Origin of the sequence: Aliiroseovarius salicola (genome assembly GCF_027891095.1) — a bacterium.
In the GTDB taxonomy this organism is placed as follows: Bacteria; Pseudomonadota; Alphaproteobacteria; order Rhodobacterales; family Rhodobacteraceae; genus Aliiroseovarius; species Aliiroseovarius salicola.
Genome location: NZ_JAQIIO010000001.1, coordinates 243,026 through 266,783, shown reverse-complemented (window position 1 = coordinate 266,783; position 23,758 = coordinate 243,026). Strand labels below are relative to the sequence as shown.

The window sequence follows — 23,758 nt, the reverse complement described above, 5'->3', positions numbered from 1 at the left end:
CCCCGCCTAGTCCAGAATGCCTTGCTATTGATTGAACACGCGGCTGGGATGCAATTCGCCTGAGCGGAAAATGCCCACCGCCACCGCCTTACCCTCAAACGACGCCCAGGCCTCATCGCCATATTCTGCGTCAGAGTTCAACACCATGCCGGGATTGCCGTGTTTCAACCGGGTCGCACCTTCGGCGGTGCAGCGTAATTCAGGCAGCTCAAACAACCCTTCCTCCAGTGGAAGCAGGTATTGATCCAGCTCTCCGGTTTTGGCGAGTTCTTCGATCAATTCGATTGACACGCCGTTTTCGGCGTCAAACGGTCCCGACCAGATCCTACGCAACTCACGCACATGGCCAAGACAGCCAAGTGCTTCTCCAAGATCGCGCGCAATGGAACGCACATACCCACCTTTGCCGCAGGTCATTTCCAGCGTCACGTGATTTGCGTCTTCACGTCCGACCATCACAAGCTCTTCGACCCAAAGGGGACGTGCCGCGATTTCGAACTCTTCGTCATCACGAGCGAGTTTGTAGGCGCGCTCGCCGTCGATTTTCACCGCCGAGAATTTTGGCGGCACCTGCATGATCTGTCCGGAGAACTGGCTTAGCGCTGCTTCGATCTCATCATCGGTCGGTCGGGCAGAGTTCTCGGCAATAACTTCACCTTCGGCATCATCTGTATTGGTTGCTTGCCCCAGCCGTACGGTGAAACGATAGGCTTTCAGCGTATCGGTCACGTAGGGCACGGTTTTGGTCGCCTCACCCAATGCCACCGCCAAGACGCCTGTGGCTTCGGGATCCAGAGTGCCGGCATGGCCCGCTTTTTTCGCATCCATTGCCCATCGTACTTTGTTCACCACAGCGTTTGAACTGATGCCTGCGGGTTTGTCGACGATCAGCCAACCGTGAATGTCACGTCCCTTGCGTTTGCGCGCCATGTCTTGTGTCCAATAGTTCGAAGGCCGGGTGGTGCCGGCGGTTTCATCTACCCTGAAAGGGATGAGCTATTCTTCGTCGCCCAATTCGTCTTCGTCCAGATCTCTTTGCACCTGCTCTTGTGCAAACAGACGACGGGTCTCGTCCATCTGGTCGAAGGTTTCGTCGATCTGGAATCTCAGATCAGGGGTGAACTTCAGGTTGGTCGTTTTGCCCAATGCCCGGCGCAACTCGCCCTTATTGCGGGCCAGCGCCTGGATCGCCTCATCTTTGCCCTGCCCACCAAGTGGCAGCACATAAGCCGTGGCGATTTTCAGGTCAGGAGAAGTGCGAACTTCGCCCACCGTGATCGACATCCGGTTCAGTTCCGGATCATGCACGTCGCCGCGCGCCAGCACATCAGACAATGTGCGGCGGATAAGTTCAGCCACACGGAGCTGTCGCTGCGAGGGGCCATCATGGTCGTGAAATCGGTTCTTTGCCATGGCGACCACATAGGGCGGAATGCGCGTATATGCAAGCAGGGCTTTGCCAAGCGGCAGAATGCAGGTTAGGAAGTCGACAAGTAGAGGAGACAGAACATGAGCGAATTGCCGGGCATCGTGGTGATGGGCGCATCGGGCCGCATGGGTCAAATGCTGATCAAAGAGGTTCTGGCCTCAGATAAAGCGCGGCTTGTGGGCGTTTTGGATCGTCCGGGTCATGACTGGGTTGGTCGTGACGTAGGTGAATGCATGGGTGGTCAACCCGTTGGTGTGATGGTCAGTGATGATGCGCTTGAGACCATGGCCAAAGCTCAGGCCGTTATAGATTTTACGGCTCCTGCCGCAACCGTGGATATGGCCGAGATTGCGGCGCAGGCCCGCGCGGTTCATGTCATTGGTACGACAGGGTTGACCGAAGAAGACATCGAAAAGCTTTCTCTGGCTGGACGCCATGCAACCATCATCCGAGCGGGAAACATGAGCCTCGGGGTCAACCTGCTGACCCAGCTGACCAAGAAAGTCGCGGCAGCGTTGGACGAAGACTATGATATCGAGATCATCGAAAGCCACCACCACCACAAGGTGGATGCCCCTTCGGGCACAGCATTGATGCTGGGCGAGGCCGCCGCCGAGGGGCGAGGCGTGGATCTGACCGAAGTGTCCGACCGTGGACGGGATGGCATTACCGGTGCGCGCAAACGGGGTGACATTGGATTCCATGCAATCCGAGGCGGTGACATCGTCGGTGAACATGATGTGCTGTTTGCGGCCAATGGTGAACGGATCACCCTGCGCCACGTTGCCAGCGACCGCACGGTGTTTGCCCGCGGCGCCCTGAAAGCGGCGCTGTGGGGACAGGGCAAAAAGCCCGGAGAGTACACGATGCTGGATGTACTGGGCCTCTGATCAGAGTGCTTGCTGATCAACTAAATTTGGACGCTCGCATCACCGCGCGCGTCCTTTTTTCTTGCTTCAAATACCTCGGGGTGAGCCTTGAAGAGGCGAGGGGCAGCGCCCCTTAATCCAAGCAATCAGAAATCGATGGCGATGCCTTTTTTCTCCCAGTCGCCGTAACGCACTGGCTCCGGTCCGTCGCGCCCGCCATATTCTTTCGGGCGTGCCTTCTCTTCGGCCTCCGCTTTTTTGCGGCGTTCCTCTGCCTCGGCCAATGCGCGTTGCGCCGCCGGGGTGAGCTCTCGTTTTTCGTCGGACATATCGATATCCTTGTCGCTATCCTCGGGATGATATAGGGCGCATGGCAGCAAAAGGCAAAGGAACGGATATGGCGGGTCACAAATCGCGCAAGGCGAATGCGCAGGGGCAGCGGCGTGAGGATCGCCCTAGGGATCCGCGCCATGTGGTTGTGACGCTTCTTGGGGATGTGCTGGAAGACAAACATCTTCTGTCGGAAGTCTTGCCCAAGCGGTTGAAATCCTTGCCCGTCGAAGACCGTGCCCGGGTTCAACGCCTGGTGCTGGAAACGCTACGCGGTATGGATCGGGCCGACCGGATGCTCGGGCCGCATTTGAAAAAGCGCCCGCCGCTGCGTGTTCTGAATATCTTGCGGCTGGGTGTGGTCGAGATCTGTTCTGGTGGGGCTGCGCACGGGGTGGTGAATTCCTGCGTCTCCGCCGCGCGCGCAGATCGCACCACCGAAAAGATGTCAGGGCTGGTGAACGCGATTTTGCGCAAGATCGCAGATGAGACTGAGAAATGGGACAAACTGCCGGTGCCGCGCTTGCCAAAATGGCTGCGCAAACCCTTGCTCAGTGACTATGGAAAAGGCGCTGTCGAGGCGATGGAACTGGCGCAATTTGCCGCGCCTCCACTGGATTTGACAGCCAAGACCGATGCCGCAGCAATCTCTGAGGCGGTTGGTGGCGTGCTGCTGGCCAGTGGGTCCGTGCGCCTCAAGGACGCCGGACAAGTCACGGCGCTAGCGGGGTATGAGGCAGGTGATTGGTGGGTGCAGGACGTGTCTGCAGCGCTTCCTGCCAAGGTTCTGGCCGCCCAGCCGAGCGAGACGGTTCTGGACATGTGTGCCGCTCCCGGTGGGAAGACGATGCAACTGGCGGCCGCCGGGGCGAATGTCACGTCTTTGGACGTGTCCGAAGGGCGGATGAAGCGGGTCAAAGAAAACCTCGCCCGGACCGGTCTGTCTGCAGATTGTGTTGTCGGAGATGCGCTGGAGTTTGAAGGCGGACCGTTTGATGCCATCTTGCTCGACGCACCTTGTACCGCCACAGGCACCATCCGTCGTCACCCCGACTTGCCCTATGCAAAGGATGGCAGCGACTTTCCGTCTCTGTTTGAGTTGCAGGAATATATGATCGACCGGGCGCTGGGTCTGTTGAAACCCGGAGGGCGGTTGGTCTTCTGTACCTGTTCTCTGTTGATTGACGAAGGCGAAGAGCAGGTGCGCGATGCGCTGGCGCGTCACCCGGATCTGAAGCTGGACCTGGACGCTTTGCGCCTGCCCGGGGTCGATCCAGCGTGGATCGGTCCTGAAGGGCTGCGCCTGTTTCCGCACTATCTGGCGGATCTGGGCGGGATGGATGGCTTTTTCATCACGGCTTTTCGCAAGGGTTGAAATCGCCGGATGACAGGGTGCCTGTCGAAGAGTAAGCTCGCCTCAACGCCTCCGAAAAGAGGGGCTATAACAGCAGATTGAGGCGAGGCTCAGGTGATCCAGGTGGCGCAAAAGAAGCACCCTTCCGATTTTCGAACCAACATCGCAAACCGTTGGCACGCCTGGCGGGCGACGCGTGCGGCTGCGGCCACAGGTTTTGTTTCACAACCGGAACCGCGGACGATTGGGTCTTTCGCGCGGGGCAAGCAGCTTGTGGCCGGGAATTGTCTGTTTGCCGGTCATCTTGTGAATGCACCGGGAGTATCGCTTTGGGATGTGCCGCCGCCAAGCATCGAGTTCTCAAAGGAATTGCAAGGGTTTGTATGGCTTGACGATCTCGCGTCTTTTGGAGATTTCGAAGCAAGGCAACTCGCGCAGGAATGGATTTTGGGCTGGATTGACCAGTTTGGCCCTGGAAAGGGGCCGGGGTGGAGTCCGGATCTGACCGGGCGCAGGTTGATCCGCTGGATCAACCACGCGCTGTTTCTTTTGGCGGGTATGCCATCGGATGATACGCGGAAATTCTTTTCGTCACTGGGACAGCAAACCATTTTTCTGTCGCGCCGCTGGCAAGGGGCCAGCCCGGGGTTGCCTCGGTTCGAGGCTTTGACTGGCCTGATTTATGCCGGTCTCAGCCTGACCGGCATGGAAAGTCATGTTGCACCTGCTGTGAGGGCGCTGGCACGGGAATGCCGCGAACAGGTTGATGCAGAAGGGGGGATACCGACGCGAAACCCTGAAGAGCTTTTGGAGGTCTTCACTCTTTTGAACTGGGCGGCATCGGCACTTTCGGAAAGCGGCAATATGGCGGCGCATGAACATCTTGCTGCGATCGAACGTATTGCACCCACGTTGCGCGCCTTGCGCCATGCAGATGGAGCATTGGCGCGGTTTCATGGCGGGGGGCGCGGCATTGAGGGGCGATTGGATCATGCTCTTGCAAGCTCGGGTATACGTGGTCCAGCACATGCCGGGCTATCAATGGGATTTGCGCGTCTCACCGGGGGGCGCACATCAATTGTGATGGATGCTGCGCGACCTCCACAGGGCTGGGCCTCGGCCAATGCGCATGCTTCGACGCTGGCGTTTGAGCTGACCTCAGGGCGCCGCCCGTTGATTGTAAGCTGCGGGTCCGGGGCACAGTTCGGTGAGGAATGGCGCAAGGCCGGGCGAGCAACACCATCTCACTCCACGTTGAGCCTGAAAGGTGTCTCTTCCTCACGACTGGGGCGGGCGCGCAGGGGGCAACTTGCTTACCTGAAACAGATCCCGAATTCAGTTCAGGTCCAGCCAATGTTCGAGAATGGCAGCACTGGGATATTTGCAGATCATGATGGGTATATGCCCAGCCATGGGCTATTGCATATGCGCAAACTGGAACTGAGCATGGATGGGCGTGAGGTCCAGGGTGAAGAAACGCTGGCAGCACTTGGAGCGGACAATCAGAGAAGATTCGATGCGGTGATGGATGCCCGAACCTTGCAAGGCATTCCATTTTCAATCCGCTTCCATCTGCACCCAGATGTAGACGCGCAGCTTGATCTTGGGGGCACAGCCGTGTCGATGGCGCTGAAATCCGGGGAAATCTGGATTTTCCGGCATCAAGGACAGGTGGATTTGAAGCTCGAAAGCAGCGTTTATATGGAAAAAACGCGATTAAAGCCCCGTGCGACGAAACAGGTGGTTCTCAGGACGGTCGCAATGGATTATGCGACACGCATTCGTTGGTCATTGGCAAAAGCGCACGAGACCCCTTCGGTCATCCGCGACCTTGAAGTCAGCGACCGCGAGCTGCCTATGTAACTTCGCTGCCTAAGGGGCCAGACCGATATGACCGACCTTCATCCCGTGCAACGCGCGCTTATTTCCGTATCCGACAAGACTGGGCTCATTGAGCTGGGCCAAGCGTTGGAGGCCCGCGGGGTCGAGATCCTGTCGACTGGTGGTTCAGCCAAGGCATTGCGCGATGCTGGGGTGGCGGTAAAGGACGTCTCTGAGGTGACAGAGTTCCCCGAGATGATGGACGGCCGGGTGAAAACCCTGCATCCGCGTGTGCATGGGGGGCTTCTGGCCCTGCGTGACAATGACGAACATGTTGCCGCCATGACCGAGCATGGCATTGGTGCCATCGACCTTCTAGTCGTGAACCTCTACCCGTTTGAGGCCACCGTTGCGAAGGGTGCCGATTATGACACGTGCATCGAAAACATCGACATTGGTGGCCCTGCCATGATCCGCGCCGCGGCCAAGAACCACGCCTTTGTGAACGTGGTTGTGGATGTGGAAGATTACGAAAAACTGCTGGGAGACATGGACCAGCACGGCGGCAAGACCTGCCCCAAGTTCCGCAAGAAACTGGCGCAGAAGGCCTATGCCCGCACCGCGGCTTACGATTCGGCTGTGTCGAACTGGATGGCCAAGGCGCTGGAGCTCGACGCGCCCAAGCGTCGTGCCTTTGCAGGTGAGCTGAAACAGACCCTGCGTTACGGCGAAAATAGCCACCAGAAAGCGGCCTTCTATACCGATGGCTCGAACCGTCCCGGCGTGGCGACCGCTGTTCAGCTTCAGGGCAAGGAACTGAGCTATAACAACATCAACGATACCGATGCCGCCTATGAGCTGGTCGCCGAGTTTGACCCGGCAGAAAGCGCTGCCGTTGCCATCATCAAACACGCCAACCCCTGTGGCGTGGCGAAGGGTGCAACCTTGGTTGAAGCCTACCAAAAGGCATTTGACTGCGACCGTACCTCGGCTTTTGGTGGCATCGTCGCACTGAACAAATCACTGGACGCCGAAACCGCCAGCAAGATCGTTGAGATCTTCACCGAGGTTGTGATTGCTCCGGGTGCGTCTGACGAAGCGAAAGAAATTTTTGCGGCGAAGAAAAACCTGCGTTTGCTGTTGACCGATGGTCTGCCTAACACTCGCGAGTCGATTGTGGCTTACAAACAGGTTGCTGGTGGGATGCTCGTTCAGGACAAGGATGTAGGTTATGTCGGCATGGACGACCTGAAGGTTGTCACCGAAAAAGCCCCGACTGAAGAGCAGATGCAAGACCTTCTCTTTGCGTGGAAAGTCGCGAAACACGTGAAATCCAACGCGATTGTCTATGTCAAAGACAGCGCCACCGTGGGTGTGGGTGCTGGTCAGATGTCACGTTTGGACAGCGCCAATGTCGCGGCGTCGAAAGCGGGTCGCATGGCGACAGAGCTGGGTCTGGACGAAAGCCTCGCCAAAGGCAGCGCCGTGGCCTCAGACGCGTTTTTCCCCTTCCCCGATGGGTTGCTCGAAGCAGCCGCCGCTGGTGGCACCTGCGTGATCCAGCCCGGTGGCTCGATGCGTGACGAAGAGGTGATCAAGGCGGCCAATGAGGCAGGCCTTGCCATGGTCTTCACTGGCATGCGCCACTTCCGGCACTGATCGCCCATGCGTCTGTTGACCCTCTTTGCTGCCCTCGCTCTGATCTTGGATCAGGGCAGCAAATTCTATGTTTTAAAGGCGCTTGATCTGGCCACTCGTGGCTGGGTCGAGGTCTTTCCTCCTTATCTAAATTTCCAGATGGCCTGGAACCGGGGGATCAATTTTGGTCTCTTTGGCGGCGACGGGAATGCGACCCGTTGGATCCTGATCGCTCTTGCAGTGGTGATTTCAGTCTGGGTTGTAATCTGGGTGCGCAAGGCGCAAAGCGGGCCTCTTGCCATGATCGGCGCGGGGCTTCTGGTGGGCGGTGCGCTGGGCAATGTGGTGGATCGCGTGATCCATGGGGCGGTTGTGGATTTCCTCAATATGTCCTGCTGTGGCATACAGAACCCGTATTCCTTTAACGTTGCAGATGTTTTTGTTTTTGCCGGAGCCATTGGATTGGTGCTTTTTGCTGACAGTCATAAGACCCCGTGACGCGCGCATTTAGATCGGCTAAGAACAGAATAAATTTGAGGTTTGTCTGATGCGTAAAACCATGAAAAGCGTTTTGATCCTCTGCTTTGCGGCGTTGGGCCTTTCGGCCTGTAGCGAGGGAGAGCCGCGTCTGATGAATTTCAAGGCGTCCACAACGACGCCGGATGAGTTTGCCATTCTGCCAACCAAACCGTTGCAAGAGCCAGAGAGCTACTCTGCACTGCCGGCCCCAACCCCGGGCGGAAGCAACGTCACTGACCCGACCCCACTGAAAGACGCGGTTGCCGTGTTGGGCGGCAAACCCAGCCTTCTGGACGACACGGGTATTCGGCGCGGTGAAAGCGGTCTTGTGTCCTATGCCACACGCAAGGGGGTCTCCGGCAACATTCGTCAGGTTCTGGCCGCCGAAGACCTGCAATTCCGCACCGACAATAACGGCCGTCTGTTGGAGCGGTTGTTCAACGTGAACACCTATTTCAGCGCCTATGAGCTGCAAGAGCTGGACCAGCATCGCGAGCTGGAACGACTGCGCCTCTTGGGGGTCTGGACCCCATCTGCCCCACCCGAAATTACCAAATGATTCAGGCCGCCCATGGTCGCCCCCGTGTCAATCCATGGCGGATCAGGTGCGACTGCGGTGTTAACCTGTGATCAACTTTACGTGGCCCAGGCTTGCAGCGGGCGACCGCTTGCCTAACTTGGTCGCAATAGAACGGGAGTATCCCATGCGACGATTGATGGCCGCCTTAGCGGTGTGTTTTGCTTTCCCTGCATTCTCGGAGACGACGTCTGAAGGGGTGACGGAGTTCAAACTCGATAATGGGTTGCAGGTCGTGGTGATCGAAGACCACCGCGCACCCGTGGTGGTTCAGATGCTTTGGTATCGTGCTGGCGCAGCCGACGAGAAGCCCGGTGTATCGGGTGTGGCGCATTTTCTCGAACACCTCCTGTTCAAGGCCACTGACACGATGGAGGCGGGAGAGCTGTCTCGCGTGGTCACCGAAAATGGGGGTTCCGACAATGCGTTCACCGCACAAGATTACACCGCCTATTATCAACGAATTTCTGCGGACCGTCTTGACCTCGTGATGAGGATGGAAGCAGACCGGATGCGTAATTTGCGCCTGACCGAAGAGGACATCGAAACCGAGCGTGAGGTGATCTTGGAAGAGCGCGCGCAACGCACGGATAGCGATCCCGGAGCCTTGTTTTACGAACAGTTCCGCGCTGCGATGTTTCTTAATCACCCCTATGCCGTTCCGGTGATTGGTTGGCGGCACGAGATGGAAAACCTGTCGCGCGACGCAGCCTTTGCCTATTATCGTCGCTTCTACGCGCCCAACAACGCCATATTGGTGATTGCCGGAGATGTTAAACCGGAACAGGTTCGAAAACTGGCCGAAACGCATTATGGCCCGCTCGAACCAACTGTGGATCTGGAAGAACGCAATCGCGTCGCCGAACCGCCTCAAATCGCGGAACGTCGACTGCGGCTGTCTGACCCGCGTGTTTCACAACCCTATCTGCGCCGCAGTTACCTGGCCCCGGAACGGGATCCCGGTCATCAGGAAGAGGCAGCGGCGTTGGTTTATTTGGCAGAAATTCTTGGCGGATCCGGTGCAACCTCGGTTCTTGGCCGGGCCTTGCAGTTTGACAATCCAATCGCGGTCTATGCGGGGGCCAGCTATGGATCGGTGGCATTGGACGACACCAGTCTCAACTTCGTTGTGGTGCCCAATGCCGACACTACTCTGAGGGACGCCGAAGAGCTTCTGGACAAGACACTCTCCGACTTTCTTGAAAACGGTATTGATTCCGCGCAATTTGAGCGGATCAAATTCCAGATCAGGGCATCCGAGATCTATGCGCAGGACGACACCTATTCCCGCGCAGATCGCTATGGGCGCGCACTGAGTTCGGGCTTGGCACTCGGCGATGTCGCCGCGTGGCCGGAAGTCTTGCAGTCTGTTACCCCTGATATTGTCATGACTGTAGCTCGCAAGGTGCTTGATAAACGCAGGTCCGTGACCGGCTGGCTGGTGCCCGAAGGCGGAGAGGAAATGTGATGATGCGGTTTATTCTTATTGCTCTTGCGCTCTTGGCACTTCCCGCCCGTGCGGACGTTGAGATCCAGTCGGTTACTTCCAAGGGTGGACATAAGGCGTGGCTTGTTGAAGAGCATTCCTTGCCTTTTGTTGCGCTGGAGATCAGTTTTCGTGGGGGGACCTCGCTGGATCGACCCGGAAAACGGGGATCGGTTGAGCTGATGGTTTCGCTCCTCGAAGAAGGAGCAGGGGAACTGGATGCACGTGGCTTCGCCGAAGCAAATGAAGCCTTGGCGACCTCTTTCGGATTTCGGGCCAGTCGCGATAGTCTGAATATATCGGCTCAGTTTCTGACAGAGAACCGCGACGCATCTGTTGCGCTATTGCGCTCGGCACTTGCCAGCCCTCGATTTGATGACGATGCAGTAGTGCGGGTGCGCGGACAACTCTTGTCCAGCCTGAGGTCGCGCCAAACCAATCCGGGCGACATTCTGTCGGAAGCCTGGGACAGCGCGATTTTTGGCGACCACCCCTATGGCACATATGATGGTGGCACCGAGGCCAGTGTGCAAAGCCTGACACGCGACGATCTAATCACTGCCTACAAGGACACGATGGCGCTGGATTTGATGTATGTGGGGGCAGTTGGTGACATCACTGCGGATGAACTCGCCGTGCTTTTGGACAATCTGTTGTCAGATCTGCCCGAAAAAGGCGGTTCTCTTCCCGACCGTGCAGAGCAGAATTTTGATGGTGGCCAGACCCTGATACATTTTGAAACGCCGCAATCGATCGCCCGTTTCGGGCATGGGGGCTTGCGTCGGGACGATCAGGACTTTTTCCCAGCCTATCTGGTCAGTCAGGTCATGGGGGGGCTCGGCTCTGACGGGCGGCTGATGCAGGAAGTGCGTGAAAAGCGCGGGCTGACTTATGGAATCGGCGCCTATCTGTTTGAACTCGACTACGCCGAAGGATTCTATGGTCAGTTCTCAAGTCAGAATGACAATATGGCAGAAGCACTTGATGTGGTGCGCAGGGAATGGGCTCGTATGGCAGAAGAGGGTATTACACCTGAAGAGTTGAACGCCGCGAAAACCTACCTGACCGGATCGTATCCCCTGCGGTTCGACGGCAACTCCAATATCGCAAATATTCTGGTGGGGATGCAGATGGAAGGATTGCCAATCGACTATATCGCCACGCGGAATGACAAAGTGAATGCGGTTACGCTTGATGACGCGAACCGCGTGGCAGCACGGATTTTCCAACCGGACGAACTTACTTTCATGGTAATTGGCAAGCCGGATGGCCTATCGGATGCTGACATCGCGAATTAACTTTGATCATCTGATGTGAGCAAAGTTTCACCATGGTCGAATCGGGCGTATACATGCTAAATTTTGTGGTATGCCCGACGCCAACCCCCATATGAGCCGCGATAACGCCGAAAATCGCCCCGTCATTCGTCAACTGGACGACGCCGCAATCAATCGGATTGCTGCGGGAGAAGTGGTAGAACGCCCTGCTTCGGCGGTGAAGGAACTTGTCGAAAACGCAATTGATGCGGGGGCCACGCGAATTGACGTCAGCCACGCAGATGGAGGTAAAACTCTGATCCGTGTCGCGGATAATGGATGTGGTATTGCACCAGATGATCTGCCGTTGGCGCTTTCACGTCATGCCACCTCAAAGATTGACGGGTCTGACCTGCTGGACATTCACACATTTGGGTTCCGGGGCGAGGCCTTGCCCAGTCTCGGGGCGGTTGGCCGTCTTTCCATAACCTCTCGTGCTTCGGGGTTTGAAGCAGCCACGATCCGCGTCTCCGGCGGCGAGATGGGGCCGGTAAAACCCGCTGCCCTGTCCGAGGGCACGGTGGTGGAACTGCGTGACCTCTTTTTTGCCACACCAGCGCGACTTAAATTCATGCGCACCGACCGGGCCGAAGCGCAGGCGATTGGTGACGTGATCAAGCGGCTCGCTATGGCGGAACCGCATGTGGGGTTCACCCTGCGGGATGTGTCTGGCGGCGGCGAAGGTCGCGTAACCTTCCGCGCGGATGCTCAGACCGGAGATCTGTTTGACGCGCTTCATGGTCGCCTTGGTCAGATCCTCGGGCGTGAGTTCACCGAAAACGCACTGGCGATTGATGCCACGCGGGAAGGCTTGCGGCTGACCGGATATGCGGCCCTGCCCACTTACTCGCGGGGGGCTGCTGTAGCGCAGTTTCTTTTTGTGAATGGCCGCCCGGTGAAGGACAAGCTGCTAACGGGCGCCCTTCGCGCCGCTTACTTCGACTTCCTTTCACGGGACCGCCACCCGGCGGCGGCGCTGTTCATCACCTGTGACCCACAGCTTGTGGATGTGAACGTGCACCCGGCGAAATCCGAGGTGAGGTTTCGCGATCCGGGACTGGCGCGAGGGCTGATCGTATCTGGCCTGCGTCATGCGCTGGCAGAGGCCGGACACCGTGCCTCAACCACCGTGGCCGGGGCCACGCTTGGGGCTATGCGGCCCGAAGGCTCGACAGTTGAAGCGCCGCGTGTCTACCAGATGGACCGGCCTTCCATAGGGGCGATGCGATCGTCTTATCAAGGGCAGGCCCCAATGCCGCAGACACCGGGCTTTGCGGAAATGTCTGCGCCATCAGCCCGATTTGAGACAAGTGATGTGGTTGAACAATCACCGGCTCCAGACGCCGAGCAGCCGACCACCAGCCTGCCCTTGGGGGCAGCGCGGGCGCAGGTGCATGAGAATTACATCATCGCGCAGACAGAAACCGGCATTGTAATCGTCGATCAGCATGCCGCGCATGAACGATTGGTTTATGAAAAGCTCAAGGCGCAGATGGCCGAAAACGGTGTGGCTTCGCAGGCGCTCTTGATCCCCGAAATCATCGAACTGTCCGCAGGTGATATCGCCCGCCTTATGGAGGTGGCCGAGGATCTGAAACGGGTCGGTTTGGTGATCGAACCATTTGGCGGGACGGCCGTGGCCGTGCGTGAAACCCCAGCCATTCTGGGCGAGGTGAACGCAAGCGCTATGATCCGTGACGTGTTGGATGAACTGGCGGATATGGGCGACAGCAACACGGTTCAAGCGCGGATCGAAGCGGTGCTGTCTCGGGTGGCTTGCCACGGCTCGATCCGTTCCGGTCGTTGGATGCGGGGCGAGGAAATGAACGCGCTGCTGCGTGAAATGGAGGCGACGCCCCATTCCGGTCAATGCAACCACGGTCGACCGACCTATGTGGAACTGAAACTCTCTGATATCGAAAGGCTGTTTGGACGCACATGATTGAGCTTGGCGAACTGTCCCTTCCTCTAACCCATCCGCTGGTGCTGATCATCGGCGGGGCGGTGGCCCTTGTGGTGATCCTGCTTATCCTGTCGGTGCGCCGCGCCGGTCAATCCGCGCGCATGGCCGAGGAACTGGCCCGTCAAATGGGTGGGCTTGGTCAGGCCGTGCAGGTTCTGGGCGCAGGACAGGATCAGCTTTCCGGCGGGCTTCGCACCGTGTCGGATGCGCAGGCCACGGGGCAGGCGCAGGTGTTGCAAGCGATGGAAGCGCGTCTTGGCGCTGTGCAACAACAGATGAACGACCGGCTGCATGACAACGCAATGAAGTCCGCCCGTGCCATGGGAGAAATGCAGGAGCGGATGAAGGAAAGCCTGCAAGGCTCTGCCGTGAAAACAACTGAAAGCCTGACGCAGTTGCAGGAGCGTCTCAAGGTGATTGACAAGGCGCAAGACAACATCACCCGGCTGTCGGGCGACGTTCTGTCCTTGCAGGATATCCTGTCAAACAAACAGACCCGCGGGGCGTTCGGGGAAATCCAGCTAACCGATATTGTGTCAAAGGCACTTCCTGCCGACAGCTATTCTTTGCAGGCCACGCTGTCGAATAACAAACGCGCGGATTGCCTGATCCACCTGCCCAACCCGCCGGGGCCGATTGTGATCGACTCGAAATTCCCGCTGGAAGCCTATGAGGCGCTGCGCCGGGCTGAAACGCAGGATGAATTGACCGTTGCGGCACGCGCAATGAAGACCGCCGTGCGCGCGCATATCAAAGCGATTTCCGAGAAATACATCATCGAAGGCGAAACCGCCGATGGCGCTCTGATGTTCCTGCCGTCCGAGGCGGTTTACGCCGAGTTGCACGCCAATTTCTCTGACGTGGTTCGTGAAGGGTTCGAGGCGCGGGTCTGGATCGTCTCGCCCACCACCTGCATGGCGACGCTGAACACGATGCGGGCGATTTTGAAAGACGCAAGGATGCGCGAACAGGCAGGCGCGATCCGGAAGGAGTTGCACCTCTTGTCTGCCGACGTGGGGCGCTTGGGCGATCGAGTCGCCAATCTGGACCGCCATTTCCATCAAGCGTCAAAGGATATTACCGAAATCAAGATCTCCGCCGAGAAAGCAGGTACCCGCGCAAAGCGGCTGGATAACTTCGATTTTGAAGAGGTCGAGACGGACGACCAAAATGTAGTGCCGATCGGGAAAGGGTAAGTGATTTGGCTTGTTCGCCGAACTGACCTGACGCTCGAATCCATACTTGCACCCCCAAGGCACGGTTATTGCTGCGCGGGTGCCCGATCCGGATCTGAACAGCGATATGATGATCCATCCGGGAGCCGGCACAAGCTCTTGTAAAAACCTGCGTCGATCAATTGGTAACGCGGGATCAGGTGGGTTGCGTCCTGCCGGTCCAGATAGCCGCTGCAGGCTTCTGCATAATAGGTCTCGCGCCGTTCCGTTGATCCGTACCATTGATAGAAGGCCGCGGTCACGGCCAGGCTTTCATCCCCAGTTTGATGCATGGTTTCGGCAAAGCGCGTTGCAATGTCTGATTGTGAGGGCCAGCTGGACAGCGCATCCCAAATGCCGTTGTTGTCTGGCTCTCTCATTTCCCATGCAAGCAACAAGGAAATCGCGCTGGCATCCGCCTCAAGCGCGAAGACGGCGCGAGCATATTCTTTCATGGAAAGATTGTCGGAAGGACAGGCTCCTGTGGAAAGCTGCCAGAGGTGGCGTAGTTCATGCAGCAAAATGCCAAGCTGGAACTCCGTCGATAGAGAGCGATCAATAACGATCTGGAATTCTTCAGCATCCAGATAGCCGAGCGCGTTGTTCATCTTGCTTGAAAAACACAGGCTCAGTCGATTGGTCGAGAGGGCTTTGTCCAGATACGGGAACTGCTTTCGAGCGGGAGATAGCCCATCTACAAGGCTTTGCAATTCTTTCTGTTCATCGCTTTCGACCATGAGAAAGGGCGCGTTGATACAGGTGTCACTGGCGTGGGCCAGTGAGGGCGGGAGCACAAATACGAAAGCCAATGCCATCAGAAGTCGCATTCCCACAGGCTGCCCGGTGAAAAAGCTCTTGTCCAGAGCACTGCGGGGCATCCCCGTATTGTGATCGTCCAGGAGCGGGAAAGATCAGGGTTCGGTGTCACGAGGTTCAATTGATCACGACACATTTTGTGGCGTGCGTCCCAAAGCTTGACTGAACACCGAACTAATGTTGGTCTGAAGATTAATGTATAGGGTACCTGACCATCATGACTGACCCATCCCCTCTCGACGCCCACAAACCCGCTGTCATCGCCGAGTTGATCGAAAGCGCAGGCGTGGCGAAAGCCCACCTGCCGGTGAAGCAAATGCTGGTTCTGGGCATGCTGGCCGGGGCGTTCATTGGATTTGGTGCCGCCGCTTACACGATGGTCATGACCGGGGTGGATCCGACCTATGGGCCGGCTCGGTTTCTTGGCGGGGTCGTATTTTCTTTGGGGCTGATACTGGTGGTTGTCGGAGGGGCCGAATTGTTTACCGGAAATGCCCTGATGATCATGGCGACGGTAGACCGGAAAATCTCGGTTCGTGATCTTCTTCGAAATTGGGGTGTCGTTTACATTGGCAACTTGATCGGGGCCGTGGGTTTGGCGATTGCTTTCGGTTTTTCAGGTTTGCTTGACACGCCAATGGGGGGCACGGCTGTGACACTGGCGAATGCCAAGGCGGAATTGCCGTTCTTCCAAGGCATCGTGCGTGGTGCGCTTTGTAATGCGCTTGTGTGTCTGGCGGTATGGCTCACCTTTGCTGCGCGCACGGTGGCGGGAAAAGTTCTCGCGATCCTTTGGCCCATTTCCGGCTTTGTCTTGCTGGGGCTAGAGCACTCCGTCGCCAATATGTTCTTCTTTCCGCAGGGCTGGGCAGCAGGTGCCGATATGAATATGGGCGGTGCCTTGTCGAACATGATCAGTGTGACCATCGGCAATATTCTGGGCGGCGGCGGCGGTGTCGCTCTGGCCTACCAGTTCGCATACCTGGGCCAGCAAACTGGGTCGAAATAGGGAAGAGGGGCGAAGATTAGTTTTCTTGCCACTTCGCAGGGATCACCCCTCCCGCGTCTCATTCAACTCCATATGCCCATCGGTCTGGCTGAACACGCGGCGGAGCATCGGTTCAAAGAACGCCAGCGGTTTGGTCGGATAGTCCGGGTCAAAGCTTGCCTGATCATACTCGTGGCAGAACTTCACGCAGGCGTCGTAATGCGGGCTGTCTTTGTATTTCTCGCGGGCATGGCGATCACCGCCGAGGTGGTGGTTGTAGTAATAGCCCTGAAAGACGCAGTGGTGTTTCAGGATCCAATGGGTGCGTTCGCTGACATAGGGTTTCACGATGGCGGCGGCGAGTTCGCCGTGATTGAAAGGTGAGAGCGTGTCGCCGAGATCATGGATCAGTGCGGCCACCACCAAATCTTCCGGTTCACCCGCCTCACGCGCTCGCGTGGCCGATTGCAACGAGTGCTGATAGCGATTGATCGGGTAGGGGGTGTCTTCCTCGTCCAACTCTTTCAGCGCGACCAAAAGCCGATCCACCACCGCATTCGCATAGGCCTCGTCATATTCCATGACCGCGAGGAAATCTTCTTTCGTGGCGTTTTCGAAACTGGTCCAAGTGGGTTTTGCCCATTTGGTTTGTGCAGTGTCTGGCATGGCGTCCTCCCTTTGGGAAGAGCGTAGCGCCGAGGTGACGCCATGCCGTGTTGTTTGCGACAGAGTGGTGTCGCTTTAGGTGGTGTGGTCCACCACAGCGACGTGCTGGGCCAGTTTGCGCACCATGTCCATCCAGTTGTCGATCAGGGCCGGATCGGACGGGGCAGCTGTCACGCCGGGGGCGATCTTGCCATCCAGAACCGCTTCAACGGCCAGCGAGACCGGGATTGAGACAAGCCGCGCCATGGCAGTGCCGCGTTCATCTCCCCACGCATCCATCACATAGGTCTTGTGATAGGTGGTCGCGCCATCGTTTTCAGCCTTCAGCGCCACGCACATGATCACGCGATCCGGCTCACCCTCGTCATAGGCATTTTCGTCCCAGAATTGGTCAGACATCCCTTTCAGGCGCGCGTCGCCTTCGGACCCTTCCAGCGTTTCCACTTCGGCAAACACGTCTTTCCACGCCTCGGCCCAGCCGTTCAGGCGCAGGGTGCCGCGGACAAACAGGTCGACATCCCACTCCGGATCAAACCCGTATTCCTCCATGAACGGGAGCGAGTCGCGGTTGGGATAAACTTCAAAACTTTCCGCTTTTGCCAGCGGGGCGTCATAGGAGGTGATCGCGTCCCATGGGCGTGCTACGTCATAATCTTGCCCGTGTTTGATGGATTTTGACGGAGATCGCAGGGCCTTCAGCACGCCAAGTGGTGACCAGCTGAATTTATAGCGGAACGGGTTGGCGATCTTGGGAACCCCACCGCAATAAGAGAGAAACGAGAGCTTTTGCCCCTTACTTTCATCCTGACTGGCACGGTAATCGGCCACCAGCCAATGAGCCATCAGGTGGTCAATGCCGGGATCCAGACCCACCTCATTCACTGAACAGAGGCCAGCGTCTTTGAACTTTTGGTCCAGTGCCCGCATTTCCGGGGCGGTATAGCTCGACGAGACGAAATTGGCACCGTTTTGTAAGCACAGCTCCGCGACCGGGACATGCAGGTCACCAGGCAGCATCGATACAGCGACATCACCGGGTTGCAGCGCCGCATCAAGTGCATCCATGTCAAAGGCACGGATGTCCTTGGTAATATCACCAACGGCTTCTTCAGCTTTCCCGATGGTTCGGTTCCACACCACGACGTCATGACCATCTTCGATCAACCGGCGCAGGCCGGGAATGGCGGACAGACCTGTTCCACACCAATGAATTGTCATATCTGGCACTCCCTCTCAGCCAAATTTCAGTTTTGCGATAATGATCGATCCGACCAATGCGATGGCGATGGCATTCGCGGCAACCATGGGCCAAGCATCCAGCATTACGCCATAGATAAGCCAGAGCGTGACCGACAGAAGCACCAGCAGATTGGTCGAGAGCGATAAATCCTTCGTTTGCCGCGTGCGCCATGTGCGCAGGGTCTGTGGCATCCAGCAAATCGTGCTGACGATACCGGCGAGGCTTCCGATTAGGGTTTCCATCTCAGATGTCTTTCATGTGAGTGCGGAAAGTCGTCTCGGCCCGACCCCAGACGCCTGAATTCAAATCGGTAAGGGTCAAAAGGCTGGGCAAAAGTTGTCCCGCGTAGTCGATTGAGCTTTCCACCGGCAGCATCGAGGGCAGGTTGTCGATGGCCATTACATCAAGCACAGGGTCTTCGGCCACACGCAGGGCTGGTGCGACCCAGCTGGTCGCTTTGTTGTAGACCGGCACCGGGTTGTAATCACTGTCCGGGTCGCAGGCGACGTCGCCAATTGCGGTCAGCTTACGGTCAGCGCTCTTGGCGGCGCTTGGCACAAACACCGGAGTTTGCGGACCGGCGAGAATGCAGTTGATGAAAAGGTTATGGTCGAGGATTTCAGAAAACGGCCCGCCATGGGCGGTTTCGGCCATGTCCCATTTGGTCACCGTGACACCCATTGCTTCCATCAAGTCAGATGCCCCGGTGCCCACGCGGCCAAGTGCGCCGATCACAATTGCGGTTGGGCGGTCCGCGCCGGTCGCATCCAACTCGTCCTTCAACTCCGATAGCAGCGCGTCCTTTCCCGGATAGGCACCAACCTCTGGACAGATCTCGCCACGTTGCTGGGCCGCCCAGCTTTTCAGCGTGACCGCAGCCCCTGCAAAGCCTGCCCAATAGCCAAAGGCAGCCACGCGCCGCCCGTTTTCATTCACCAGATACTCAAGATCATAAAGCGTTCCGCCCCCAGCCTTGAAACGTTCCAGCAATGCGCGGCCCGAAAATTGCCCTTTGAAGGCATGGCCGAACATGATGTGTTTGTGGGGAAGGGGCGTGCCATCTTCGGGCAATTCCTTGAGGCCAAAAATGATCGCATCAAGCGGCGCATCCGGCCAGCTGTTTTCCGCAGCGATATCACACCCTGCCTCCCGGTAACCCTCAATGCCGATACAACGCACCCGGCTTTCTTCGATGGTTACGCGAATGCCTGCGTCAATCAATGCTTTGGCCCCTTCAGGGGTCAATCCAACCCGGTCTTCGTTTGGTCGCTGTTCAGCCCGAATCCAAAGATGTGTCATTTGCTCTCCTCACAACATTCCAGCGGTGCGCACCGCTTTGACCGAAGCCCGCTCTTCCATCGCTTGGATGAATTGGTTCAGTTTGGGATAGTTTGCAACCGTGACCCCGTCGCCGGGCAGCCATGTTGCAATCACATAAAGATAGATGTCCGCCAGTGTCCGCTGGTTTCCGACCACGTAGGGCGCAAAGTCACAATTATCTTCCAGATAAGCACAGCAGGTTGCCATGGTCTCTGGTACTTTTGCCGTCATGTCCGCGTGGCTTTCAGGCCGGTCGGCCCATCGCCCACCGCGCAGCTTATGCGCATGGGCGACATGCATTGTTGTGGCGAGGTAATACATCACTTCACGCATGCGAAATGCGGTCATGGGGTCTTTGGGGACCAATCCAGTTTCGGGGGACAGGGTGGCGATATATTCCAGCAATGCGCCGGTTTCGGTCAGAATGTCGTTCCCAATCACCAATGCGGGGACCCGCCCTTTGGGGTTGATCCGCAGATAGTCCTGGCTGCGCTGTGCGCCGCTTGTGAAGTCTACCTGATGCGGGGTGTAGGACATTCCTGCCTCTTCCAGTGCAATGGCCGTGGCAACCGAGATCGTATTTGGTGCGTGGAAAAGCTCCATGGGGATTTCAGATATAGGTCTGGGCATATTGACGGTCCGGTGCAGCCAAATGCGGAATGGCGTTAAACCCGGTCATGGATAGGCTGGTTCCAACCGGCAACAACCGATGGATCGAGCTGTTGTGGATCGATAGCATCAATCGGGTAAATGTGCCGGTATCCAACCCCATTGTTATGCGTATGGCCATGCCAATTACGCCGCCGGATGTAAAAACACCAACCCGTTTTCCTTGGGCTGCATATTCTTGCAACGCATCGTCCACCCGGCTTTGAAAGTCATGAAAAGTCTCGAAGTTTCCAGTCAGATGCCCATCCTGCCAGGCCGAAAAAACCAATGGCATATGAGCAATGAATTCGTCGCGTGATCTAGGCTTTTGCAGGTCAAACTGAGCGTGCATCGCGGCGGAAATGTCGTAGTAGGAGAATTCATTCAGACGCTCATCTATGGTGATTTCCGCAGCCCCGAATTCCTGTGCAGTTTGTTGCTGTCGATTGAGCGACCCTGAATAGATCACATCAAACTCTTCGTTGTGCGCCTTCATGTAGTCCCCCAGCCAGCGGGCTTGCTGACGCCCAAGGTCCGAAAGATTGTCATACCCAATTTCGTCAGTGGCGGTGGTGTTGGCCTGACCGTGACGGATGAGGGTAATCTGTGCCATGGGTGTTCCTTTGCGCAGCAAACTCAATAAGTGTTCATCACATTGCTAGTCGTTTGGATCCAATCTTGAAAGGGGGCTGGCGCAAAATCCACAGCTTATGTCGTGAATGACGAACTGAAAGCGGGGCTCAAATGCGATATACTGCACCGTGAGACGGAGAATTTACTATGGCTGATGGGCAGAATATGTCGGGAATTACCTTCACCTTGGATGGGCGCGAAGTTGTCGCATATGAAGGCGAAAGCATTTGGGATGTGGCAAATCGTGAGGGCACGCTGATCCCGCACCTGTGCCACAAGGACGTTCCGAATTTACGGTCTGATGGCAACTGTCGCGCCTGTGTGGTCGAGATCGAAGGCGAGCGCACCCTGGCGGCCTCCTGTATCCGCGCGCCCAGCGAAGGCATGGTGGTCATCACCGACAATGCCCGCGCCACCAACGCCCGCAAAATGGTGGTCGAGCTTCTGGTGGCCGACCAACCGGAAGAGCGCCACGATGCCAATGCCCACTTCTGGGATATGGCTGATCTGAATGGCGTGACCCAAAGCCGCTTCCCGAAATTGGAAGAAGGTCGTGTGCCGCTGCTGGATGACAGCCACGTTGCCATGTCGGTCAACCTCGACGCCTGTATCTCGTGTAACCTTTGCGTTCGTGCTTGCCGTGAAGTGCAGGTGAACGACGTCATTGGTATGGCGGGCCGTGGCCATGACGCCTATCCGGTCTTTGACATCGATGACCCGATGGGCGCCTCGACTTGTGTTGCTTGTGGCGAATGTGTGCAGGCCTGCCCGACCGGTGCTCTGATGCCTGCCAAGGTGCAGGACACGTCCGATTTCGACAAAGAGGTCGAAAGCATCTGCCCGTTCTGTGGTGTTGGTTGTCAGGTCAGCCTGAAGGTCAAAGACGACAAGGTGGTTTATGCCGAGGGGATCAATGGCCCCGCCAACGAAGGCCGCCTTTGTGTGAAAGGCCGCTTTGGCTTTGACTATATCAACCACCCGCACCGCCTGACCAAACCGCTGATCCGCAAGGAAGGCGCTGAAAAGGGTCTGAACGTTGATCCAGCCAACCCGCTGACCCATTTCCGCGAAGCGACATGGGACGAGGCTCTGGACGTGGCTGCCAAGGGGCTGATGAAACTGCGTGATGAGCATGGTGGCGAAGCGGTTGCGGGCTTTGGTTCTGCGAAGTGCACCAACGAAGAGGCCTACCTCTTCCAGCGGTTCATCCGCGAAGGTTTCCGTCACAACAATGTCGACCACTGCACCCGTCTGTGCCATGCCTCTTCGGTGTCGGCGCTGTTGGAAAACGTGGGCTCGGGCGCTGTGACCGCGACCTTCAACGAGATTGAAAACGCCGATGTGGCGATTGTGATCGGCTCGAACCCGATCGAAAACCACCCGGTTGCGGCCACCTATTTCAAGCAGTTTACCAAACGTGGTGGTAAGCTGATCGTCATGGATCCGCGTGGCGTGGGCATGGGCCGGTTCGCCACCCATCGTCTTCAGTTCAAGCCAAGCGCCGACGTGTCGATGCTCAATGCGATCATGCATGTGATTGCCGAAGAGGGTCTGCAAGACGACGATTACATCGCCAAGCACACCGAAAACTGGGAAGCGATGCGCGAGCATATCAAGGCGTTCAGCCCCGAGGAAATGGCCCCGATCTGTGGCATTGACGCCGAAGAACTGCGTGCGGCCGCCCGGACCTTTGCCAACGGTAGGGCGGGGATGATTTTCTGGGGTATGGGCGTAAGCCAGCATACTCACGGCACCGACAATTCGCGCTGTCTGATCGCGCTGGCGCTGATGACCGGTAATGTGGGTCGTCCGGGCACCGGGCTGCACCCGCTTCGCGGTCAGAACAACGTGCAGGGCGCGTCGGATGCGGGTCTGATCCCGATGTTCTATCCGGATTACAAATCGGTCGCCGACCCGGCGGTTCGTGACCAATATCAAGCGCTGTGGAATGTGGATGGCCTGTCTGATCAGAAAGGTCTGACCGTGGTTGAAATCATGGACGCTGTTTATGATCGCAAGATCAAGGGCATGTATATCCTTGGTGAAAACCCGGCCATGTCTGACCCGGATGTGACCCATGTGCGCGAAGCGCTGGAGCGGATGGAATTCCTTGTTTCTCAGGACATCTTCCTGACCGAGACCGCCTCTTACGCGGATGTGGTTTTGCCCGCCGCTGCGCTGGCGGAAAAAACTGGCACCACCTCAAATACCAACCGTCAGGTGCAAATGTGTCGCCCCGCCGTGCCGCCCACAGGTGAAGCGCAGGAGGATTGGTGGATCACTGTAGAGCTGGCCAAACGCATGGGCATGGGCTGGACCTTTGATCACCCGAGCCAGATCTTTGACGAAATGACCCAAGTCATGCCGTCGCTTGATAATATTACATGGGATCGTCTGGAAAATGAAAACGCCGTGACCTACCCGTCGCTGTCGCCGGAAGATCCCGGTCAGGCGGTTGTGTTCGGTGACGGTTTCCCGCGCGAAAATGGCCGCGCCCGCTTTGCACCAGCCACTATCCTGCCGCCCGCTGAAACCCCGGATGAAGACTATCCGATGGTGCTCACCACCGGCCGTCAGCTGGAGCATTGGCACACTGGGTCGATGACCCGCCGCGCCACGGTGCTGGATGCGATTGAACCCGAAGCGAACTGCTCGATGAACCCAAAGACCATGCGTGAGATGGGTGTTGAGCCGGGCGGAATGGTGCGCTTGAGCACTCGTCGTGGGTCTATCGACGTCATGGTGCGGGCGGATTATGCCATTGCCGAGAACATGGTATTCCTGCCCTTCGCCTATGTCGAAGCCGCCGCCAACATGCTCACCAACCCGGCTCTTGATCCGTATGGAAAAATTGCCGAGATGAAATTCTCGGCCGTGCGGGTTGAGAAGATCGAAGAAGGGATCGCGGCAGAGTAAACCCCGTGCGCAATT

22 protein-coding genes are annotated in these 23,758 nt (G+C 57.4%); 12 read left to right on the top strand and 10 right to left on the bottom strand.

The window, feature by feature from the left end:
* Positions 1 to 24: 24 nt before the first annotated feature.
* Together truB and rbfA are read right to left on the bottom strand one after the other, a co-directional pair.
* Positions 25 to 930, bottom strand: coding sequence for a tRNA pseudouridine(55) synthase TruB (gene truB / locus O2N63_RS01350; RefSeq protein WP_271052272.1), 906 nt, complete (start codon positions 928 to 930; stop codon positions 25 to 27).
* A gap of 66 nt (positions 931 to 996) precedes the next feature.
* Positions 997 to 1,413, bottom strand: coding sequence for a 30S ribosome-binding factor RbfA (rbfA, locus tag O2N63_RS01345; protein ID WP_271052270.1), 417 nt, complete (start codon positions 1,411 to 1,413; stop codon positions 997 to 999).
* A 96-nt stretch (positions 1,414 to 1,509) separates the two neighbouring features.
* Between rbfA and dapB the strand changes: the two genes are divergently transcribed.
* Positions 1,510 to 2,319: a 4-hydroxy-tetrahydrodipicolinate reductase gene (dapB, locus tag O2N63_RS01340; protein WP_271052268.1), complete on the top strand. Its 810-nt coding sequence runs from the start codon at positions 1,510 to 1,512 to the stop codon at positions 2,317 to 2,319.
* Between the two features lie 125 nt (positions 2,320 to 2,444).
* Here the strand turns inward: dapB and O2N63_RS01335 are convergent, their stop codons facing one another.
* Positions 2,445 to 2,627 (bottom strand): DUF1674 domain-containing protein, encoded by a 183-nt coding sequence (locus tag O2N63_RS01335; protein ID WP_271052267.1) that lies wholly within the window; start codon positions 2,625 to 2,627, stop codon positions 2,445 to 2,447.
* Positions 2,628 to 2,668: 41 nt separating this feature from the next.
* Here O2N63_RS01335 and O2N63_RS01330 point away from each other — a divergent pair, with 41 nt between their 5' ends.
* The 9 genes from O2N63_RS01330 to O2N63_RS01290 all read left to right on the top strand — a co-directional run bounded on the left by O2N63_RS01330 (position 2,669) and on the right by O2N63_RS01290 (position 14,498).
* Positions 2,669 to 4,003: an RsmB/NOP family class I SAM-dependent RNA methyltransferase gene (locus tag O2N63_RS01330; protein WP_271052266.1), complete on the top strand. Its 1,335-nt coding sequence runs from the start codon at positions 2,669 to 2,671 to the stop codon at positions 4,001 to 4,003.
* A 102-nt stretch (positions 4,004 to 4,105) separates the two neighbouring features.
* Positions 4,106 to 5,845, top strand: coding sequence for a heparinase II/III family protein (locus O2N63_RS01325; RefSeq protein ID WP_271052265.1), 1,740 nt, complete (start codon positions 4,106 to 4,108; stop codon positions 5,843 to 5,845).
* Positions 5,846 to 5,872: 27 nt separating this feature from the next.
* Positions 5,873 to 7,462, top strand: a complete 1,590-nt coding sequence (gene purH / locus O2N63_RS01320) for a bifunctional phosphoribosylaminoimidazolecarboxamide formyltransferase/IMP cyclohydrolase (RefSeq protein WP_271052264.1) — start codon at positions 5,873 to 5,875, stop codon at positions 7,460 to 7,462.
* Between the two features lie 6 nt (positions 7,463 to 7,468).
* Positions 7,469 to 7,939 (top strand): signal peptidase II, encoded by a 471-nt coding sequence (gene lspA / locus O2N63_RS01315; RefSeq protein WP_271052261.1) that lies wholly within the window; start codon positions 7,469 to 7,471, stop codon positions 7,937 to 7,939.
* Between the two features lie 61 nt (positions 7,940 to 8,000).
* Positions 8,001 to 8,519 carry a DUF3035 domain-containing protein gene (locus O2N63_RS01310; RefSeq protein ID WP_271052260.1) on the top strand — a complete coding sequence of 173 codons (519 nt, stop codon included), beginning with the start codon at positions 8,001 to 8,003 and terminating at the stop codon, positions 8,517 to 8,519.
* Between the two features lie 145 nt (positions 8,520 to 8,664).
* On the top strand, positions 8,665 to 10,005 hold the full coding sequence (locus tag O2N63_RS01305) for a M16 family metallopeptidase (protein WP_271052259.1): 1,341 nt from the start codon (positions 8,665 to 8,667) through the stop codon (positions 10,003 to 10,005).
* Positions 10,005 to 11,321 (top strand): M16 family metallopeptidase, encoded by a 1,317-nt coding sequence (locus O2N63_RS01300; RefSeq protein WP_271052257.1) that lies wholly within the window; start codon positions 10,005 to 10,007, stop codon positions 11,319 to 11,321. Before O2N63_RS01305 ends, O2N63_RS01300 begins: the two co-directional genes overlap by 1 nt.
* A gap of 70 nt (positions 11,322 to 11,391) precedes the next feature.
* Entirely contained in the window at positions 11,392 to 13,281 is a 1,890-nt protein-coding gene (gene mutL, locus O2N63_RS01295) for a DNA mismatch repair endonuclease MutL (RefSeq protein WP_271052256.1), read from the top strand.
* Positions 13,278 to 14,498 carry a DNA recombination protein RmuC gene (locus O2N63_RS01290; RefSeq protein ID WP_271052255.1) on the top strand — a complete coding sequence of 407 codons (1,221 nt, stop codon included), beginning with the start codon at positions 13,278 to 13,280 and terminating at the stop codon, positions 14,496 to 14,498. Before mutL ends, O2N63_RS01290 begins: the two co-directional genes overlap by 4 nt.
* Positions 14,499 to 14,563: 65 nt before the next feature.
* Here O2N63_RS01290 and O2N63_RS01285 read toward each other — a convergent pair whose 3' ends face one another.
* Positions 14,564 to 15,394: a DUF6782 family putative metallopeptidase gene (locus O2N63_RS01285; protein ID WP_271052253.1), complete on the bottom strand. Its 831-nt coding sequence runs from the start codon at positions 15,392 to 15,394 to the stop codon at positions 14,564 to 14,566.
* A 155-nt stretch (positions 15,395 to 15,549) separates the two neighbouring features.
* Here O2N63_RS01285 and O2N63_RS01280 point away from each other — a divergent pair, with 155 nt between their 5' ends.
* Positions 15,550 to 16,341: a formate/nitrite transporter family protein gene (locus O2N63_RS01280; RefSeq protein WP_271052252.1), complete on the top strand. Its 792-nt coding sequence runs from the start codon at positions 15,550 to 15,552 to the stop codon at positions 16,339 to 16,341.
* Between the two features lie 42 nt (positions 16,342 to 16,383).
* Here the strand turns inward: O2N63_RS01280 and O2N63_RS01275 are convergent, their stop codons facing one another.
* The 6 genes from O2N63_RS01275 to O2N63_RS01250 all read right to left on the bottom strand — a co-directional run bounded on the left by O2N63_RS01275 (position 16,384) and on the right by O2N63_RS01250 (position 20,807).
* Positions 16,384 to 16,986 (bottom strand): HD domain-containing protein, encoded by a 603-nt coding sequence (locus O2N63_RS01275; protein ID WP_271052251.1) that lies wholly within the window; start codon positions 16,984 to 16,986, stop codon positions 16,384 to 16,386.
* Between the two features lie 75 nt (positions 16,987 to 17,061).
* Positions 17,062 to 18,204: a saccharopine dehydrogenase family protein gene (locus O2N63_RS01270; RefSeq protein ID WP_271052250.1), complete on the bottom strand. Its 1,143-nt coding sequence runs from the start codon at positions 18,202 to 18,204 to the stop codon at positions 17,062 to 17,064.
* A 15-nt stretch (positions 18,205 to 18,219) separates the two neighbouring features.
* Positions 18,220 to 18,468 (bottom strand): SemiSWEET family sugar transporter, encoded by a 249-nt coding sequence (locus O2N63_RS01265; protein ID WP_271052249.1) that lies wholly within the window; start codon positions 18,466 to 18,468, stop codon positions 18,220 to 18,222.
* Position 18,469: 1 nt separating this feature from the next.
* Positions 18,470 to 19,525 carry a saccharopine dehydrogenase gene (locus tag O2N63_RS01260; RefSeq protein ID WP_271052248.1) on the bottom strand — a complete coding sequence of 352 codons (1,056 nt, stop codon included), beginning with the start codon at positions 19,523 to 19,525 and terminating at the stop codon, positions 18,470 to 18,472.
* Positions 19,526 to 19,534: 9 nt separating this feature from the next.
* Positions 19,535 to 20,149, bottom strand: coding sequence for a glutathione S-transferase family protein (locus tag O2N63_RS01255; RefSeq protein WP_271052246.1), 615 nt, complete (start codon positions 20,147 to 20,149; stop codon positions 19,535 to 19,537).
* 7 nt (positions 20,150 to 20,156) lie between these two features.
* Positions 20,157 to 20,807 carry a histidine phosphatase family protein gene (locus O2N63_RS01250; protein WP_271052245.1) on the bottom strand — a complete coding sequence of 217 codons (651 nt, stop codon included), beginning with the start codon at positions 20,805 to 20,807 and terminating at the stop codon, positions 20,157 to 20,159.
* 167 nt (positions 20,808 to 20,974) lie between these two features.
* On the opposite strand from O2N63_RS01250, the gene fdhF reads away from it, so the two are divergent.
* A complete protein-coding gene (fdhF, locus tag O2N63_RS01245) occupies positions 20,975 to 23,743 on the top strand; it encodes a formate dehydrogenase subunit alpha (protein ID WP_408629772.1) in 2,769 nt (922 codons plus the stop codon).
* Positions 23,744 to 23,758: the final 15 nt, after the last annotated feature.